This is a genomic window from Methanoregula sp., assembly GCF_041663825.1.
Taxonomy (GTDB): Archaea; Halobacteriota; Methanomicrobia; order Methanomicrobiales; family Methanospirillaceae; genus Methanoregula.
Window position 1 is genome coordinate 1 of record NZ_JBAYLY010000044.1, and the last position, 15,927, is coordinate 15,927.

A 15,927-nucleotide genomic window follows, 5' to 3' on the forward strand; every position below is an offset into this window, starting at 1 on the left:
CGGCAGGGCACCCTGAAGGTTCAGATGTGAAACTGTCTGTTCGGGCCCCTGTTTTTTTAGGAAATGTTCGATAACTTCACCAGACTTTTTTGAAAAAGTTCACCAACCTTGCCGGACTTTTTTACAAAAGTTCGATAACTTCATCGGACTTTTTTTAAAAATTTTCAGCAGCTGAGCCGGACAATTTCCGGAATCCTCAGCCCATGATAGGAACTTTTCCGGAAAAAACGGGAAATCTTTGTTCGTGTTTTTTTTGCGGGCAACGGGGGGAAAGGGATGCCTTCCCCTCCTTGTCTTCCCGTGCCGGCAGGGTACATACCCTCCCTAATCCGGGCCCAATATGGCCTCCGATTACCATCTTCATACCCCAAAAGAAGCCCGTATCGGGCTCCGTTTAAAAATAACCCCAAATCTGGCTTATTTCGGGGAACGGACAAATTAAAACGGACCCGACAATGCGGTTCTTTTGGCTGATCACAGGTAGAATTGCCACGTGGACGATCCGGAAAACCGTGGCCGCCAGAACGCGAATATGGGGCTTGAATGGGTATTATATAGGGCTCAATTTGAGGGTATTTTGTCAAGCGGGGTTTTTTAAACGGCCGGATTTTTGAGCAAGGGGATTGGACGGTTTTACGGGCTTCTTTTGGAGGTTCCCCGTGGGAAATGCATACGATATCTCCCTACAGTCCTTATCGATGACTCCCCGGTAGAACTGGATATCAAAGATTTTTGCACACCAGCCCGGTTCCACCCGGTACCGCCGGGCACTTCCGGCTATGAATATTATGAATATCTGTTACTCGCACGAAGTGGCATTCTGGCGTGAGCGCGCGTCCAGGAGATCGCGCAATACTTCCCTTCCCTTGCGGCTTTGAGGATCTCACGTCCCATGTCGCGGGCGGTTGAAAGCCAGAGATCGATTGCTGTCTTGATCTCCTGCAATGCCTGTTCTTCGCTTTTTCTATATGCAAAAGCAACCGGCCAATTCAGGTACCACCGCGATATATCCCTCATCGTCTTCACTATAAAAGATCTCTATTGCATATTTATACACCGGACTCCCCCTCCTGAAGCGAATAATCTTTTAATTATCATACAGAGTTGTTTTACCTGACAAGAGTTTTGCCATTCCGCCCACCTCCTGGAAATTCAGGAGTTCCCGGACACCATCACGTGTATAAATTTGGTGACTGCCCTTTTTTCCCCGGCATGTGAAACCGAACTGTTCAGCAATCCTGATAGAAACATTCCAACGGGGCATGTTCCGGATCTGCCAGCGGAGATCGATTGCTTCCTGGCTGATCCGGGATTTCCTGATAGGGATTCGCTTTTCGCCTTATTCGATTCCCTTTACCCCAAAAGGAAATTGCACCCTGCGCCGCAACAGGTATGCGCAACCAGGATTGCCGGGATTACTGGATCCCGGTCCCGTTCTTTCCTCCCACTCCCTTTTGCGTACAGAAAAAAAGAACCCCTGGCAGGGTTGAACAACGAAGAATCTTTTCCCGATCAGGACATACTATCCTTAATCGCGGGAGGGATTTCACCGTGGATGCCCATAAATTCTCATCAGTATTTACTCTGGCCGGTGGACGCCCGGAAGAAGTCGATGGGTACCAGGAGCGCCAGTGTGCGGCACTTGGTTCACCGGTAATGGACTGGTGGGAACAGGTCGCCCTCAAGGGAGGTTTGCCGGCCGCGTGTATCGGGGCTGTGAAGGAATATACCCATGGCTCCGCATTCCAGGATCTGAATTTCTATCTCCGGTACGGTACAGTTCCCCCCCGGGGGAAAATCCCGGGAAGAACTGGAACTCTTCAAAACGCGGCTTGTGGCAGCAATCGAACGATCCCCGGTAATTCCGGATGGTGTCGTCCTGTGGAGGGGTGTCGGGAAGTCCGCAGCCCGGCAGATCGCCGAACTGGATATTGAGGATGATTATGCCGATGAGGCCGTGCTCAGTACATCGGTTTCGTTTGATACGGGCCGCGATTATGCCGAAGAATGGCAGACTTTGCCTTCCGACGGGGTCCATTATACCATCCTTCGTTTTGTCACCTGCGGACGGCAGAAGGGAATTTATTACCGGCGCGAAGATGAACGTGAGATTATCTTACGGCCCGAAACTGCCTGGCGGGTTACCAATAAACATCTCATCGAGGGACACCGGGATCATACCAAAGTATATTATCACGTCATTACTATGGTATGTACAGGAGGTGAGGGTTCGTGAAGAAGAATGGCAGGTTTACCGGGGAAGGGAGAAAGGTCGGACACGGTAAAATCACTGATGAGCAGATCGCTTTGGTCAAGCGGGCGACCGGTTACGAACCCGATATCCCGGATCACGTGCGGGCCACCCCAAAGAGCAAACCGGCTGCACAGGCCCCCACGAATTAATTTTTCGTTTTTCGTTACGCAAGCCTGGTGGTCGTCGGGATCCCGTTCAATTCCGTCGGGATATTCCTGTCCTCATGTGCTCCCCATTATGGGGAGGTTTCGTTCCTGTCTTCGGTGCCGCCGCAAATGCCGGTATGATACTTCCCGAAAGACACCGGGAATCAATCGTCAGGAACCCGACTTTCCCGGAGGGGCTCGCCGTTTTCCCGCTCTGCAGCAAACCGGGGATACTCCCACCTCTTTGATGCGGGAGGGGGTACCCCGCACAGGTTGGTCTTTTCCCTGAATCTTCAAGCCCGCGACCCGGTCTTTTTTACGACCCCCCGATAACTGCCTGCGTGGCGATCGGGGACAGATCCCTGCCACCGTCCCGGGCGTCTCCCCTTCACGAAAGGGATCGCATACCTACCTGTGAGGGCCGGACATTCCGCCGTCCATCCCCGCCCGGATTCCCCCGCCCGAGATGCCAGGCACAAACCCACCAATCACGGGATTGCACGCCCGGGGATTCCGGAAACCCGGCTTTCCCGCCCGCGCAAGGACCCGGGCACATCTGCACACCTTTTCCCGGGCACTTCCGGCTATGAATATCTGTTACTCGCACGAAGTGGCATTCTGGCGTGAGCGCTCGTCCAGGAGATCGCGCAATACTTCCCTTCCCTTGCGGCTTTGAGGATCTCACGTCCCATGTCGCGGGCGGTTGAAAGCCAGAGATCGATTGCGATCTTGATTTCCTGCAATGCCTGTTCTTCGCTTTTTCCATATGCTGAGCAGCCGGGCAATTCCGGTACCACCGCAATATACCCCTCATCATCTTCGCTGTAGAAGATTTCTATTGCATATTTATACACCGGACTCCCCCTCCTGAAGCGAATAATCTTCAAATATCTTACAGAGTTGTTTTACCTGACAAGAGTTTCGCCATTCCGCCCACCTCCTGGAAGTGTAAGAGTTCCCGGGCGAGGAGATCATAGTATTTCCCGTGAACGGGTCATGGAAGAGACGCACGGAAGATAAAAATCAGGGGAATGCTATAATTTTGATCAACACAATGTGTTGGTGAGACAACGGGTAACTGGTGACAGAGGTACCCGGTATCCGGACGAATGCCGGTGGAGCAGGGTATGAAATTTGATCGATGTAAACCATACAACAATCTCCCGTCTCTTCCGCCAACTATCGATCTGGAATCCAGAACAATCCTTAAAAAATGTGTCGGTGCCCACCGGGCTCTTGCATCACTGAAAGGTGCAGGAAACCTGATCCCCAACCAGGCTATCCTCATCAATGCCATTCCCCTGCAGGAAGCAAAAGCGAGTTCCGAGATCGAGAATGTGGTGACGACGCGTGACAAACTTTACCAGGCATCGATATTACCCGGGGCCGCAACCGATCCGCAGACAAAAGAGGTTCTGCGTTACCGGACCGCACTTCGCCGGGGTTACGACCTGCTGAAAACGCAATCTATTTCAACGAGTCTGCTTCGTGGCGTCTGTGAAGTACTGCTCGACCATGAAGTGCAGTACCGTACGGCACCCGGGACACAGATAGAGAACAAGTCCACGGGCGAGGTTGTTTACACACCCCCGGAGGGTGGTGAGATCCTGCGGGAAAAACTGGATCGGCTGGAGAACTTTATTCATCTCCGCGATGAAATTCCGCTCGATCCCCTTGTCCGGCTGGCCCTTATTCATTACCAGTTCGAAGCTGTCCACCCGTTCGAGGACGGGAATGGCAGGACCGGGAGAATCCTGAACATCCTGTATCTTGTTGAGCAGGGGCTTCTTGACATTCCGGTTCTGTATCTCAGCCGGTACATCATCGACCATAAGAGCGATTATTACCGGTTGCTGCAAGCGGTCACCGAAGAACAGGAATGGGAGGCGTGGGTGCAGTTCATGCTTTCAGCAGTTGAGGAGACTTCGGCAGGGACCTACCGGCGCATCCTTGCTATCCGCAAACTCCTTGACGAGACAACCGCTCTTTGCCGTGAAAATCTGCCCCGCCAGATCTATTCCCGGGAACTTGTCGAGATGATTTTTGTCCAGCCCTACAGCAAGATCTCGTTTGTTGTCGATGCGGGAATCGCACAACGGCAGACTGCGGCCGAATACCTGCAACAGCTTGAAAAGATTGGCGTACTGGAATCCCGAAAAGTCGGGCGGGAAAAAGTGTTCATCCATCCCGCGCTCCTGAAATTACTTTCCGGGCAATGAGGATGTGTCGAAAATTTTGTGTTTTTTCGACACGTTTTGGGGATGTGTCGATGGAGTCGACATGTTCCGGGAGTTTTTTATACGAGAGATACACGGGGACACCTTCACGTGTATAAATCCGGTGACTGCCCTTTTTTCCCCGGCATGTGAAACCGAACTGTTCAGCAACCTTAAGAGAGATGTTCAAACCGGATATTTTTTGGATGGGTTTTTAGTTGTCGATACATCTTTTGTTTTTTTCATGGGCAAATTTCACGTTGGTTTTCCTGTTTCATGAATATTCTTATTGCCTCTCATTTGCAACCCGGAGGAAACTGATCGACGTACTGGGGTTGAGACATTGAAGGTATTTTGGTTTTTGTTCCTCCAACCGTGACTTTTTTTAAGACTGGGGCGGTATGTTCAAACCTGGTGCTGGAATTTGGTTTTCAGTACCGGCAGGTCGTGTTCAACCACACGCCAGACCGCATCCCGGTCGATTCCAAAATAATGGTGAATAAGGATATTTCTCATACCGATGATATCCGACCATGGAATATCCGGGTTCGCAGTTCTGAAATCGAGGGAAATCCCCCGTACCGCTTCCCCAATAATCTGGAGGTGGTGAATAACCCATACCTGTGCCATCTCTTCATCGTAGAAATAGTCACGACCCCGGGCAGATACCTTTTCAATCTTATCTAACGCCTCAAGGATATCCAGAACCCGTTCCCGATCGTCTCTCATAACGCCCGCGCTTCGCTCAATACCCGTGAGCGTATCCGGCCCCGGAGACCGGCTTCCGTCACTACATCGACCGATCGATCAAGCAATCGTGAAAGATCCATGGAAAGACCCCCGACATCAAGAAGACTCCTGCCAGGATCCAGATCTATGAGGAGATCGATATCGCTGTCTGCCCGCGCTTCGTTTCGCGCCACGGATCCAAAAACCCGGATATTCCTGGCCCCTCTCTGCTGTGCAAGTCTGAGGATCTCCTGCTTTTTCCGGATGAGAAGCAGGGAAATATCGTTTTCTGAGTCCATAGGTTCAATTCTTATATTGGTACCGGGTCTATAAAATGTATCCCGGTGCCGTATCCCTCCCCCTCATTTTCAACCGGATTTTTGGAATCTGCCCGGATCCCTCAGCCCGGGGGGCCGGGCACAAACCCGCTGCATCAAGGGAGGGCACGCTTCGGGGACTCGCGGCAGCCCGGTTTTTATGACCGCGCAGGAGCCGGACGAAATCCGCAGCGAATTTTCCCGGGCCCTTGCGGTTCTCCCTCATGGGTGAGAGCGTATGATTACAACAAAGATTATCCGTTCGTGATTCGAACAGGTTCGATAATCCCCGGGAGAAGACCATGCATCTGAAAGTTGTGCTCACCAAAGGCGAAGATGGCTGGTATGTTGTAACGGTTCCCGCACTTCCCGGTTGTATTTCACAGGGTCGGACAATTAACGAGGCCAAACAGAATATCAGGGAAGCGGTGTCCCTGTACCTTGAACCTGATGAGGATATCCTCCCGGGAAAAGGTGAACGGGTTATCGAGGTTGCGGTGTGAAGCATCTCCCGGTATTATCCGGCAGCGATGCAATCCGGGTATTGACCGGGCGGGATTCTCATGTGTACGCCAGAGGGGAAGTCATGTCCGGATGAAAAAGCAGCGGCCGGACACTACCCTCACACTTACGGTCCCCCTGCATGATGAACTCGACCGTACAACACTCCGTTCCATCATCAAAGCGGCGGAACTTTCTGAAGATGAGTTCCTGAACCTTCTGGAATGACATCTTCCGTGCACCTGTCCCGGTCAGAGATACCTCCACGCTCCTCCCCCGTTTTCCCGATCAGGAATACTCAGTTTTTCCCGTGAGAGGGTATTATCCGCCGGCCCCCACGCCCCGGTTTTTCCCGCCCGGATCCTCCCGTCCCTGCCTATATCCCTTCCCCCCCACCGCTCCATCCGCGCGCTTCCCCCTTTCGGGCCGGGGAACGGGGGAAGCCCCGACCCGGTTCCGCAAAGATCCCGGTTCAACCATCCGGGAAATCATCGTTCCTCATGAGTCCGCCTTTCCCCGGCTCAAGGCTGCACTACCACCTCAGGGGGCTGCCAGCACCCGGGCTACGAACTATAATGACATCGTTTCAAAGTTGTAAAAAAGAATTATTTAAAGAAACGATTATACACGGGATCTCTTTTTCCGGCGCTCCATTATCCCGGTGACACCCGTCTGTCTCCTCAGTAGATCTCCACCCCCGCCGGACATCCAACGCTCTCCCCATCACTCCCCGTCGTCTCCCCAGGTTTTTCCCCCCACGACCGTACACCCCAACACAATCCCCGATCATGCAGGGCTCGTCTTTCCAAAGAGTAAGGTATTATTCGCTGCCTCAGAACGATTATACTGTGTCATGATTTGTACTGCTGCTGCCTTGTTCGATTGTGCCTCTTTGAACTGCGGGTTGATCGCCAGGGACCGGTCAAAGGACTGTATTGCATCTTCATATTGGCCGAGCTTCATCAGGCAGCAGCCAAGGTTGTTCCACAGGATATATGAATCCGGATTTTCCTGGAGATGTTTTACATAGTACCAGGATGTTGTCGTATAATCCCCTGCGGCAAGTGCGGTTTTTACATCGAGGTATTTCCATTTGTCGTACCGGGAATAGTAATACACGGGCGGGAAGGGGGGGATCGACTGGAGTGCAACGGTATCGAGGTTTGCCATCCCTTCATTCAGGCTGCTGAGGATAACCGGGTTTGAGCTATCCCATGGCAGGGGATAGTGGGCGTCATTGAGATACGGGAAATAAAACACCCCGATAAACTGGACGAGGATAGAGAATATGATGAGGAGTGTGATAACCCCGACCTTCAGGTAATTGTACATCCCGGCCCGGAACCGTGTCATAGTGTCGGATAAGAACAGCGCCACATAGATGCACAATACGGGAGCAAGCGCCGTTAAGTACCGGGGGCCGTAGGAATATCCTCCTCCCCAATCACTAAAAAAACCGTATACAACCGTTTCCATGATCAGGACAGGCCCGAACCACCGGAAGAGGCGGGATATATTTTTGTTTTCAATTGAATCCAGATGGAAATAGCCTAAGACTGCAAGAATCAGTATGGGCGAGAAGATGAACAGTCCCTTGTTCGGGGAGATGAAGAGCCCGGCATAATCCGGGAGAACATTTACGGAGAGATCAAATTTCTGAATGTTCTGGACGTACCCCCCGAATACATTACCGAAAAAATGCCAGTTATATACGAGAAACGGCAGGCCGCTGATGATGGCCGGGACGACATAATGGAGTGCGTATTTCCGGTTTTTAAAAACAACATACCCGACAATGGGAATGAGCAGCAATGCATCAGGAGGCCGGCAAAAAACAAATAATCCAGACAGGATTCCGAGATATACGAACGACCGGGGGGACGGGTCTTCTTCATTCCGGATGATGATATAGACCATCAGGAGCAGGAACAGCTCGATCATGCCGTGCTGCCAGAGGGCCTGGCTGCTGATCGACCAGGTGCTGGTCGCGAATGCGAAGACCAGCGTTGATACTATCGCGATTTTTTTCGGTACAAACCGGATTACAATCAGGTAAAACGTGCAGGCCGCGAGCGCTGCAATCCCTGCGGATGCAGTTCGTGCGATCTGGCCGATATGGATAATGGCGTGACCCGGTGCCATTCCCAGCGTGCAGAGATATACGAATGGTGTTATGAGGACCGGGGTCACGATGGGAAAGATGGACATAAGGTGCCCGTTGACCGTGGTGAACGCATAGGCATTGGATACAAAATCCGGGTTGGCGAAATGTTCGAGGAAGAGATCGTGATAATAGATGATGCTGAACGGAAGGTATCCTGCGGGAATGGTATCCCCGCTCACCCGCATGTAGGTATAGGTATTGTAGATAATGAAACAAAAAAGAAAAATCGCAATTACTACCCAGTTTTCCGCAATTCGCGAGAACCATTTTTTGAGGAATGTATCCGGTGTCTTGTCCCAGGTTGAGCCGGGTTTAATAACAGATGTTATTTTTTTGGATTTGTTCATTAGAACCTGTTAATGCGACTGCGAATTATAAAACTGTCGATAACCCGGACATTTTTAAAAAAACTTCAACTGCCGGACCCCCGGCTTTTCCCGCCCGGATCCTCCCGTCCCCACCGGCATCCCTTCCCCCCACCGCTCCATCCGCGCGCTTCCCCCTTTCGGGCCGGGGAACGGGGGAAGCCCCGACCCGGTTCCGCAAAGATCCCGGTTCAACCATCCGGGAAATCATCGTTCCTCATGAGTCCATCCTTCGCGAGTGGTTCCCTCCGATCATCCCCAAATCCCTCAAATATATTTCCTTAATTTCTAAAACGCGGGATATTCCCGCGTTTTTTATCAGTCGCAAACTATATAACTTCATGTGGGTATAAGTGATTTTGTTAACAATATGCATTAATAAACTGCAAATTGTTAACGCGCGCAGGGCAGTGCCCTGCGCAGAAAACTGTGAAAAAGAGGTAAAAACCATGAAGGCAGAACACATGAAAAGAAACAGACTGTGGGGGATGGCCGCAGTGGCCGTCATCCTGTTTGTTGCGCTGGCGGCGATGCCGGTGGCGGCGGATGGTATCTATCCGTACCCTCAGAATAACAAGACGTATATTCCGGTGGCAAATCCCCCCGCGCAGTATCCTACATCTGGTTTGGGGACTGCGTATTATTATTTCAACCTGACGAATGCCAGTGCGGATGCCGGCGCGAAAGCGATCCACATTGCTTCGAATAATTACACATTTGCCGGGGACAAAACTACTATACCTAATACGAGTTCCTATTCATTCTATGTTTCAGATACCGGTGGAAAAGGGTGTCAGGATGATATCATTCTCCTGGTATCGGTTAATAAAAGCAGGGATCCCTTTGATAATTTCAGGATCAAGCTCAATGTGAGTGGGTACCAATGGGATGCAAATCTCGATGAATCCGATGGAACTCTTCCCTCATGGAGTTCTTTCAGCAGTGGTGCAACCTGGTCTAGCTGGGAAGAAACATTTGAATATTCGGATTTCGCAGTAAATTCCACCCAGGATGTATTCCAGGAATGGAAATTTGCAAATGCTGCAGATTACCCAACCTACAACAGTCAGATCATAGGCGGGAATGACACACTCTTCAAGATACTACCGGTTGACCTTAAGGTAGGGGTAATAGGAAACAACTCGAAGAAATACGGTACAACCTATTATGCAAACCTTACCGATTTCGGCATGGTGAACGTTTCCTATTCATTGTATAATGTTACATCAGATGATACAGTCGCATTCAATGTCTATGCGTATAACAACCAGACCTCCCAGGGAAAAGGTATTAACTGGTTTAATAAAGTACTTCCGAGTGGAACCTCCGGTTCCGGTGCGAGCGGATGGGTGATGCACGGATCAGAATAATTCTTTTAGAATTCTAAAGAAAATCTTTTTTTTCTCTTTTTTAAAAATGTTTAGATAAATTCGGTAATGTCTCTATTCTGCTGTAAAATCAGCCACAGTATCCAAAGAGATCATCTCACTCTTCAAAGATAAATACCGGCTACCGGTGATCCATTCCTCATTGATATCGATAAGAATCGATCCTGCGAGTCTAAGCAACGAAGCATCACTCGGAAATGCACCAATCTTTTTACTTCGTCGTTTGAGTTCCCTGTTAACCCGCTCCAGGAGATTGGTAGTCCGGATCTTTTTCCAGAACTCCGGAGGAGCGGAGCGATAATTCATCAAACCGTGATGGAACCGGTGAATTGTATCGGCAGCTCGGGAGAATCCACGTTCATCGAGTTGAGCAGCATAGTCGAGTAATTTTCCGGAATCAGTGAGGCATTCTTTGAGAACCTCAGCGATCTCCTTGTGATATTTTCGGGGAACTTTTCTGAGAACAGCCCGGATGAAGTGGACGTGGCACATCTGCCATGAAGAGCCCGGGAACATTCTCCCGGCTGCCGATTGGATGCCGGTATGGCCATCTGAAATAATAAGATCAACCTTAGTGAGACCGTGCTCCTTCAGGTCAGAGAACATTCCTTCCCAGGTAAGTTCATGTTCGGCATCAGCTACCCGGGCAGAGAGTACCTCCCGATGGCCATCGGTCCTGATACCAACAATCACGAGAAGAGCTTTGTTGACATACCGGGTCTCGTCCCGGACTTTGAAATACGAGGCATCGACGAAAAGATACGGGTAGTACGAGTCAAGGCGTTTCTCCATAAACTCCTGAACTTTCGTATCAAGTTCCCGACCAACTTTCGAGACGTAGGATGCCGATAACTGGTTGATACCCAGATGCGAGACTACCTTCTCCACATTCCGGGTCGATACGCTCTGAAGATACGATTCGATGATTGCATTCACAAACGCTTTTTCAGTTCGGGAGTACCGTTCAAAGACTTTGGTCTCAAACGGGATCTCCCATAATTGAGGTTTCTGGAGACTGAGTTCCCCAAACCGGGTCTTGAGGGACCTCGATCGGTACCCGTTCCGGTGCGCTCTTCTCGAACTCGATCTCGCATACCGCGGTACTCCCGCCTGCTGAGCCACTTCCTCGTTCATCACATCGTTCAGAAACCACGTGATGAGCTGTTGCATTCCCTTCTCGTTATCGGTAAGATAATTTAGTACGATATCTCTTAGATCCATGCCCTGTTCCTCTTTGTTTCCAATTCACTGTTGGATACAGGGCGTCTTCACTTTTTACAGCACTTCGTGTACACTACCTATATATTTGGTTGGATAGTTCCAGATGTAGCATAAGTATTGGTATCTTTGGATTAAGAAGAATAAAATCTAATGTTGTAAACATTATATAATTAACATAACGTATTGTTAAAATTAAATGTTAAATATGTGTTAGATGTAACATATTTACAGATGTATAGTCTTCAAAAAAACTCACTCTCTCTGGTGATTATCTGTCTTCTGGTGCTTGTTTTTATTATAGCACCTGTTATGGCAGATACCGGTTTGATGAATGGCGGGTGGCCAAAATTCAAACAGGATCTCAATAACACAGGATTATCCTCATTTTTGGGAGCACAAACAAATACCACTAAATGGATTTTCTCATCAACTTCAGATCTTTATTATACAAACCCTGTTGTTGGACCTGATAATATCGTATATCTCGGAGATTGGAGAACTAACAATAAAGGATATGTTTGGGCGATTAATCCAGATGGATCTACAAAATGGTGTAATACCGATGGCTATTACATGTATGGTTCAGCTGCAATAAGTCAGGATGGAACCATCTATATCGAGGATTGTTATGGATATTTGCGTGCAATTGATTCTTCAACTGGATCTACGAAATGGGCAAAACCACAATTATCTTCACCATATGGTTCTCCAACTATAGGCACAGATGGAACAATATACGCTACTGATAAAACCGGCCTAAAGGCATTCAATTCTGATGGATCGATTAAATGGAGTAATACCACAGTAGGTACAGCTTATTACGCTACACCTGCAATTGGTGCGGATGGGTCAATATACATAGGGAGTGAATCTAAAAATGCCCTATATGCGTTTTATTCTAATGGGACTCCAAAATGGAGCAATTCATCGCAGAATGTACCGTTCAGGGCATCCCCGGTGATTGGACCGGATGGAACTATATATCTTGGGACAAGTAGTACCAGTACTTTTAAATTCTATGCATTTAATCCGGATGGAACACTGAGATGGGCAAAATCAACCGGAAACAAAATGTATGGATCTGCTGCTATTGGGCCAGATGGAACTGTCTATGTCGGGTGTAATGATAATAAGGTGTATGCATGGACCCAAGATGGAACCCCTAAATGGACCTATCCAACAGGGGGTATCATATTATGGGGTTCCCCTGTAGTTGGGTCGGATGGGACTATTTATATCGAAAGCCGGGATGGTAAAGTCTATGCTTTAACGGATAATGGAGCAAGTGCAAGCCTGAAATGGTTCTATTCAACTGGCGGAACTCGACCGGATGGGACACCTGCTATTGGGCCAGATGGAACCGTATATGCTACAAGCAAGTACTCGGGTGCTGGACAAGGAGTAATTGCATTTGGACCTGTTTCGAACTTCACGTCAGATTTTTCCCCAGGACAGGCTCCCCTCACAGTCCAGTTCACGGATACGTCCACTCTGTCCGGCACATCCTGGCAATGGGACTTTGGTGATGGGAGCAACGAAAATGCAACTCAACAGAATCCGGTCCACACGTACACGACTGGCGGGACATACACCGTCAAACAGTACATAACTTACAACAAGGGAACTAACTATGTCATCAGGACGAATTATATCAATGTTTATTCTCCCCCGGTTGCCGGTTTTACCTCAAACATTGTCGCAGGAAAAAGCCCATTGTCTGTTACGTTCACCGATACATCAACCGGGAACCCGACAAGCTGGCTCTGGAATTTTGGCGATGGCAGCACATCCACAGAACAGAATCCGACCCACACCTACTCCCTTACAGGAACAGATACGGTCACGTATACCGTCAACCTGACCGCCACCAATGCGGCAGACAGCAACCTCACCAGCAGGACAAACTACATTACACTATACTCGACTGCACCGATTGTATCGTTTACCGGTACTCCAAGAGTGAGCGGTATCGCACCCCAGACTGTCCAGTTCAACGACACATCGACCTTGGATCCAACATCCTGGAACTGGTCGTTTGGCGATGGCACGTGGTTTAACACGACAGATTCTACAAAACGGAACGCAAGCCATAGTTATGCAAACTGGGATTCCTACACGGTCAGCCTGACAGCAACCAATGCCATTGGTTCGAGCACCCTTTCACAACCCGGATACATCACATTAGTATCACCAGCGCCAATCTCTTACAACGGTGCCAGCATCTATGTCTCGAATCATGAGGGCGTGAAATACGATTTCCAGGGGACACAAAGTACACACACCCCGAATACGTATGACTTCTCCTTCGGAACGGGTGGTACGACTCCCCTTTCAATAACCGCAGATCCATCAAATTCCGGACAGGTTACCCGTACGATAAATAATTCTGGTACTTTCTGGCTTTCCTTTAATGGTGGTCTTGCACAGCCTACGATGCATGAAGGTATCCTGATGCTTGCCGTAAACGGTACCATCCCGGATGATTTCAGCCTCCATATCCGGTCGAGCGGATACAACTGGACGCAGGACACCGCAGGGAATCTCTACGAAAACTCGGCCTCTCCAACCGATGCTAGGTATGTGGAAGGGGCACTGGACGAAACCTTCAATAAGAGCGATTTCCTCTACGGCCCCCAGAACTGGAAACCCTGCAGCAGTTCCGGATACCCGATATACGGTGGGGAAAACCAGAGCGATCCGACCAACCAGTTCCAGATCATGTTCATCGATCTCCGTGCCGGGGCGTTGAAGCTAACCGGAATAGATAACGGGGACATCAAAGTCGAATACAGTTTCAACAACCTCACAAGTTTCGCAGTGTTCAACAGTTATGGGTGGTTCTCGAAGAGTAACCATGGTACCGGCATTATTATGACAAACGATGTCGGAAATTACGGTTATCAGGTCACCGGGATTCAGGCAACCCCGGTTGCAAATTTCACAACAAGTACAAACTATGGCTGGTACACCCGTGCCCCGATCCAGTTCACCGACACGTCGACAAACCTCCCACAGTCCTGGTCTTGGGACTTCGGGGAGGGGAACACATCGACGCTCCAGAACCCGACCCATACGTATGTATCAGGTGGTAATTACACGGTGAACCTCACGGCAAAAAATGTAAAGGGCACTTCATCAACGACCCAGAGTGTAAATATTACGGTCCCCTCGGCACCGGTCGTGGGTTTCTATGCGACGAGTACCTCCGGGACCTCCCCACTATCCGTCTCATTCATCGATACATCATCATATTCTCCGATTGCGTGGTTCTGGGACTTTGGTGACGGTACCAATTCTACCAGTCAGAACCCGGTTCACTGGTATGCGCCGGGAACGTACTCGGTGAACCTTACCGCTACGAATGGGGGCGGTACTACGAGTCTCGTGAAAACCGGGTATATCAAAGTGACGTCAAACGGCGTAACCAACCAGTTCATTAACCCGGGATTCGAAACCAGTGACCTGACAGGATGGACTGCGGGAACGGCAACTTCTGTCAGCTCAACCCAAAAACATAGCGGAAGTTATTCGGTCTATTTCCCACCTTCACATGGCGGGCAAACATATGTAGCGCAGCATGTTGATCTGACAAATCTTTCATCTATATCATTTTGGGGATATCATGATGGCAGCGGTATGCTTAATCAGTATTTCTACACGTATATCGATGGAAACCAGGTCCAGAGAGATACTGCGGCTCAAACATGGACGCAATATACGATTCCAGCGAACGGATACACCGGTATTCATGTAGTTCAAGTTGAATTTGATTACAATTCGATGGGGGTTAGTGGATATATCGACGATTTCGTTGCTGGATCCAATACCACATACATCGGTGGGGGGGGTGCCCCGGTCGCCTCCTTCACGGGAACTCCGACCACCGGCACCGCCCCGCTTTCGGTCATGTTCAACGACACGTCGACCAACACCCCGACCGGATGGCTCTGGGACTTCGGTGACAGCACCACGTCAACGCTCCAGAATCTGTCGCACACCTACAATTCAGCCGGCACCTACACGGTCAATCTCACCGCGACAAATACAGCGGGAAGCAATTCATCGGTTCAGACCGGGTATATCACCGTCACCTCCGGTGGCGGCACGTCCGCGCCGGTCGCGTCCTTCACGGCGAGTACCACCTCAGGACCTGCACCACTCGCCGTAACCTTCACCGACACCTCGACCGGCTCGCCAACCTCATGGTCATGGGACTTTGGAGACACCACCAAAGCCACTGCCCAGAACCCGGTGCATATCTACACAACAGCAGGGACGTATACCGTCAGCCTGACGGCAACGAACGCCGGGGGAAGTACCAGCAGCAGCCAGACCATAACGGTAAAAAGTGGCAGTCTCGGGGTACTCCCCGGGTATACCGGGATCTACGTCCGGCCCTCCAACGCCAACGGTATCCTGTGGAACACCAACAGCAACGGCACGTATTACATCAACCCGAATGGCGGGGGCCTGAACGCGGTTCATATCACCACCGACCCGGCTGTCAACGCCGGCCAGGTCACCGTCACCCCGAACACAGCCGGGACATTCTATCTCACGGATTCAGGTGGCAGGGGATACCAGGATGAAGCCGTCCTCCTGCTTGCCGTCAACGGAACGATCCCG

General features: G+C 50.1%; 13 protein-coding genes. 7 read left to right on the forward strand and 6 right to left on the reverse strand.

Features of this window, described 5'->3' with window-relative positions; all coding sequences use genetic code 11:
- Positions 1 to 786: 786 nt before the first annotated feature.
- On the reverse strand, positions 787 to 1,017 hold the full coding sequence (locus WCX19_RS13865; RefSeq protein WP_373009140.1) for a hypothetical protein: 231 nt from the start codon (positions 1,015 to 1,017) through the stop codon (positions 787 to 789).
- Positions 1,018 to 1,834: 817 nt separating this feature from the next.
- On the opposite strand from WCX19_RS13865, the gene WCX19_RS13870 reads away from it, so the two are divergent.
- Positions 1,835 to 2,236: a hypothetical protein gene (locus WCX19_RS13870; protein ID WP_373009142.1), complete on the forward strand. Its 402-nt coding sequence runs from the start codon at positions 1,835 to 1,837 to the stop codon at positions 2,234 to 2,236.
- Positions 2,233 to 2,403 (forward strand): hypothetical protein, encoded by a 171-nt coding sequence (locus WCX19_RS13875; protein ID WP_373009144.1) that lies wholly within the window; start codon positions 2,233 to 2,235, stop codon positions 2,401 to 2,403. Before WCX19_RS13870 ends, WCX19_RS13875 begins: the two co-directional genes overlap by 4 nt.
- A gap of 581 nt (positions 2,404 to 2,984) precedes the next feature.
- Here the strand turns inward: WCX19_RS13875 and WCX19_RS13880 are convergent.
- Entirely contained in the window at positions 2,985 to 3,254 is a 270-nt protein-coding gene (locus tag WCX19_RS13880) for a type II toxin-antitoxin system HicB family antitoxin (RefSeq protein WP_373009146.1), read from the reverse strand.
- 273 nt (positions 3,255 to 3,527) lie between these two features.
- Between WCX19_RS13880 and WCX19_RS13885 the strand changes: the two genes are divergently transcribed.
- Positions 3,528 to 4,619 carry a Fic family protein gene (locus WCX19_RS13885; protein ID WP_373009148.1) on the forward strand — a complete coding sequence of 364 codons (1,092 nt, stop codon included), beginning with the start codon at positions 3,528 to 3,530 and terminating at the stop codon, positions 4,617 to 4,619.
- Between the two features lie 402 nt (positions 4,620 to 5,021).
- On the opposite strand, the gene WCX19_RS13890 is transcribed toward WCX19_RS13885, so the two are convergent.
- On the reverse strand, positions 5,022 to 5,345 hold the full coding sequence (locus WCX19_RS13890) for a DUF86 domain-containing protein (RefSeq protein ID WP_373009150.1): 324 nt from the start codon (positions 5,343 to 5,345) through the stop codon (positions 5,022 to 5,024).
- Positions 5,342 to 5,644 (reverse strand): nucleotidyltransferase family protein, encoded by a 303-nt coding sequence (locus WCX19_RS13895; protein WP_373009152.1) that lies wholly within the window; start codon positions 5,642 to 5,644, stop codon positions 5,342 to 5,344. Before WCX19_RS13895 ends, WCX19_RS13890 begins: the two co-directional genes overlap by 4 nt.
- A gap of 320 nt (positions 5,645 to 5,964) precedes the next feature.
- Here WCX19_RS13895 and WCX19_RS13900 point away from each other — a divergent pair, with 320 nt between their 5' ends.
- Both WCX19_RS13900 and WCX19_RS13905 read left to right on the forward strand, forming a co-directional pair.
- The gene (locus WCX19_RS13900; protein ID WP_373009154.1) at positions 5,965 to 6,165 is read left to right on the forward strand and encodes a type II toxin-antitoxin system HicB family antitoxin; all 201 of its coding nucleotides are present in this window, start codon (positions 5,965 to 5,967) and stop codon (positions 6,163 to 6,165) included.
- Between the two features lie 91 nt (positions 6,166 to 6,256).
- Positions 6,257 to 6,391 carry a type II toxin-antitoxin system HicA family toxin gene (locus WCX19_RS13905; RefSeq protein ID WP_373009156.1) on the forward strand — a complete coding sequence of 45 codons (135 nt, stop codon included), beginning with the start codon at positions 6,257 to 6,259 and terminating at the stop codon, positions 6,389 to 6,391.
- A gap of 558 nt (positions 6,392 to 6,949) precedes the next feature.
- Here the strand turns inward: WCX19_RS13905 and WCX19_RS13910 are convergent.
- Positions 6,950 to 8,674, reverse strand: a complete 1,725-nt coding sequence (locus WCX19_RS13910) for a tetratricopeptide repeat protein (protein ID WP_373009158.1) — start codon at positions 8,672 to 8,674, stop codon at positions 6,950 to 6,952.
- A 467-nt stretch (positions 8,675 to 9,141) separates the two neighbouring features.
- Here WCX19_RS13910 and WCX19_RS13915 point away from each other — a divergent pair, with 467 nt between their 5' ends.
- Complete coding sequence (locus tag WCX19_RS13915) at positions 9,142 to 10,062, forward strand: hypothetical protein (RefSeq protein ID WP_373009160.1); 921 nt, start codon at positions 9,142 to 9,144, stop codon at positions 10,060 to 10,062.
- A 72-nt stretch (positions 10,063 to 10,134) separates the two neighbouring features.
- Here WCX19_RS13915 and WCX19_RS13920 read toward each other — a convergent pair whose 3' ends face one another.
- Positions 10,135 to 11,301: an IS256 family transposase gene (locus WCX19_RS13920; protein ID WP_373009162.1), complete on the reverse strand. Its 1,167-nt coding sequence runs from the start codon at positions 11,299 to 11,301 to the stop codon at positions 10,135 to 10,137.
- A gap of 573 nt (positions 11,302 to 11,874) precedes the next feature.
- On the opposite strand from WCX19_RS13920, the gene WCX19_RS13925 reads away from it, so the two are divergent.
- On the forward strand, positions 11,875 to 15,927 hold a 4,053-nt coding region (locus WCX19_RS13925; RefSeq protein WP_373009164.1), incomplete at its 3' end, for a PKD domain-containing protein.

What these genes read in the sequence shown, in the direction of transcription:
- WCX19_RS13865 (WP_373009140.1), bottom strand. Translation starts at nt 1,017, where the DNA reads ATGAGGGATATATCGCGGTGGTACCTGAATTGGCCGGTTGCTTTTGCA.
- WCX19_RS13885 (WP_373009148.1), top strand. Translation starts at nt 3,528, where the DNA reads ATGAAATTTGATCGATGTAAACCATACAACAATCTCCCGTCTCTTCCG.
- WCX19_RS13890 (WP_373009150.1), bottom strand. Translation starts at nt 5,345, where the DNA reads ATGAGAGACGATCGGGAACGGGTTCTGGATATCCTTGAGGCGTTAGAT.
- WCX19_RS13895 (WP_373009152.1), bottom strand. Translation starts at nt 5,644, where the DNA reads ATGGACTCAGAAAACGATATTTCCCTGCTTCTCATCCGGAAAAAGCAG.
- WCX19_RS13900 (WP_373009154.1), top strand. Translation starts at nt 5,965, where the DNA reads ATGCATCTGAAAGTTGTGCTCACCAAAGGCGAAGATGGCTGGTATGTT.
- WCX19_RS13905 (WP_373009156.1), top strand. Translation starts at nt 6,257, where the DNA reads ATGAAAAAGCAGCGGCCGGACACTACCCTCACACTTACGGTCCCCCTG.
- WCX19_RS13910 (WP_373009158.1), bottom strand. Translation starts at nt 8,674, where the DNA reads ATGAACAAATCCAAAAAAATAACATCTGTTATTAAACCCGGCTCAACC.
- WCX19_RS13915 (WP_373009160.1), top strand. Translation starts at nt 9,142, where the DNA reads ATGAAGGCAGAACACATGAAAAGAAACAGACTGTGGGGGATGGCCGCA.
- WCX19_RS13920 (WP_373009162.1), bottom strand. Translation starts at nt 11,301, where the DNA reads ATGGATCTAAGAGATATCGTACTAAATTATCTTACCGATAACGAGAAG.